The 2,519-nt window shown below is 67.9% G+C and carries 2 protein-coding genes; one reads left to right on the forward strand and one right to left on the reverse strand.

The window, feature by feature from the left end:
- A partial coding sequence (locus tag WBF82_RS02795; RefSeq protein WP_424381578.1) for a type II toxin-antitoxin system Phd/YefM family antitoxin occupies positions 1 to 120 on the reverse strand: 120 nt, incomplete at its 3' end.
- A gap of 190 nt (positions 121 to 310) precedes the next feature.
- Between WBF82_RS02795 and WBF82_RS02800 the strand changes: the two genes are divergently transcribed.
- Positions 311 to 2,519, forward strand: a 2,209-nt coding sequence (locus WBF82_RS02800; protein WP_424381579.1) for an ATP-binding protein, incomplete at its 3' end; no start/stop codon positions are given.

Consider the following 2,519-nt stretch of genomic DNA (forward strand, 5'->3'; position numbering starts at 1 on the left):
GGTCAGCACAGCCGCAGGACGACCGTGGGTGGTGATCGTGACCGATATGCCGGTCCGCTCAATCTCTGCTAACAGCGCGTTGAGCTTCGCCTTGGCCTCGGTGCTCGTCACGGTACGCACGCCAGCAATACTAGCGGAGCATGACTAGTCAGACTAGTCGGACTAGTCCTAGGGTAGGTATGCGCGTTCGGAGGCCGCAAATACGCGTTTGTGCTGATGTTTTGCGCTCCCGGCTGCCCGCATGCTGGTTAGCATGAGCGACATTGAGCCGTGCGCACCGACGCCGGTGCTGAATTGGAGCGAGCTGGGCGTGAGCGGGCTGCTGCCGACCGGAACGGTGACGTTGCTTTTGGCCGACGTCGAGGGCTCCACGCGGATGTGGGAAACCCAACCCGACGAGATGAGTGCGGCCGTGGCGCGGCTGAACCAGGTCGTGTCGGACACCATCGCCGCCCACGACGGGGTGCGCCCGGTCGAGCAGGGCGAGGGCGACAGTTTCGTGGCGGCCTTCGCTCGCGGCTCCGACGCGGTAGCGGCCGCCCTGGAATTGCAGCGCGCCCCGCTCGCCCCGATCCGGTTACGGATTGGCATCCACACCGGCGAAATCCAGCTACGCGATGAAGGCAACTACGCCGGCCCGACCATCAACCGCACCGCCCGACTGCGAGATTTGGGCCACGGCGGTCAAACCCTGCTGTCGGGCGCCGCGGAAGCACTAGTGTTGGACCGGCTTCCCGACGATGCGTGGCTATCCGATCTGGGCAGCCACCCGCTTCGTGATTTACCCCGTGCCGAGCGGGTCGTCCAACTGTGCCACCCCGACCTGGTCAACGACTTCCCGCCGCTGCGCGTCGCGAAAGTAGTTGCTTCCCAAAGTCTTCCAGTACAGTTGACCAGTTTCGTGGGTCGCGATGCCGAGCTGGCTCGGGTGGGCGAGCTGCTGAGCGAGAACCGGTTGCTGACGCTGACCGGTGCCGGCGGGGCGGGTAAAACCCGGCTGGCACTCGAGGTCGCAGCGCGGCTGACCGGCGAATTCAGCGACGGCGTGTGGTGGGTGGATCTGGCGCCGATCACTGATCCCGAGTTAGTGCCGTTGACCGTGGCCCGCACGCTGGTGCTGCCCGATCAGCCCGGCCGCTCCACCATGGACACCCTGACCCGGTTTATTGTCGACCGCCAGATGCTGGTGGTGTTGGACAACTGCGAGCACCTGCTCGATGCCAGCGCGGCGCTGGTCAATGGGCTGCTCGCCACCGCTGCGGGATTAACGCTGCTGGCCACCAGCCGGGAGCCGATCGGTGTGCCCGGTGAGGTCAGTTGGCGGGTGCCGTCACTGTCGCTGACCGATGAAGCCGTCGAGCTGTTCACCGACCGGGCCCGCCGCGCTCGGCCCGATTTCGCCGTCAGCAACGACAACGCCACAGTCGTGGCCGAAATCTGCACCCGCCTGGACGGTTTGCCGCTGGCGATCGAGCTCGCCGCAGCACGGGTACGTGCGCTATCGCTGCCCGAAATACTGGACAGCCTGCATGACCGATTCCGGTTGTTGACCGGCGGTGCGCGCACCGCGGTCCGTCGCCAGCAGACGCTGCGTGCCTCGGTGGACTGGTCACATGCCCTGTTGACCGAGCCCGAACGGGTGCTGTTTCGCCGGCTGGCCGCCTTCCTGGGCGGCTTCGACCTGGAGGCCGCGCAAGCGGTCGCCGGCTCCGGCGAGGTAGAGCGCTATCAAGTGCTCGATCAGCTCACCTTGCTGGTCGACAAGTCGCTGGTGGTCGCCGACGACACCGGCGGCCGGACCCGCTATCGGCTGCTGGAGACGGTGCGCCAGTACGCGCAGGAAAAACTCGGAGAGTCCGGTGAAGCCGATGCCGTGCGGAGGCGTCACCGCGACTACCACACCGCGATGGCGGCCCTGCTCGACGCACCCGCAGGCAGTGATTACGAGCAGCGTCTCCAGCAGGCGGAACTCGAGATCGACAACGTGCGCGCCGCGTTCATGTGGAGCCGCGAAAACTCCGATATCGAGCTGGCGTTGGCGTTGGCGTCCTCTCTGCAGCCGCTGTGGCTGGCGCGGGGCCGCATCCGGGAAGGGCTGGCATGGTTCGACACCACGCTGGCCGAGGTCGATGCGCACCGCCCGAAGGTGACATCAGCGGTGCGGGCGGGGGCGCTCGCGGACCGCGCAGTGCTCGCTACCTGGGCGGGCGTTGCCGACAGCCTGGAGCAGGCCCAACAGGCCCTGGCGATCGCCCGCGACGCCGATGACCCGGCCCTGCTGGCGCGGGCGCTGAGCGCCTGCGGCTACACCGCCAGCGCCCAAAAGGCCGAGGCGGCGGGGTCGTATTTCGCCGAGGCGCTCGGGCTCGCCCGCGCACTCGGCGACCGGTGGAGGCTCAGCCAGATCCTGGCCTGGCAGGCGCGCAGGGCGATCTTCGCGGCGGGTGACCCGATCGCGGCGCGCGCGGCCGCCGAGGAAGGACGCGACCTCGCCGACTCGATCGGTGACCGGTTCGACT

The sequence above is a fragment of the Mycobacterium sp. genome (genome assembly GCF_049673265.1).
Lineage (GTDB): Bacteria > Actinomycetota > Actinomycetes > Mycobacteriales > Mycobacteriaceae > Mycobacterium.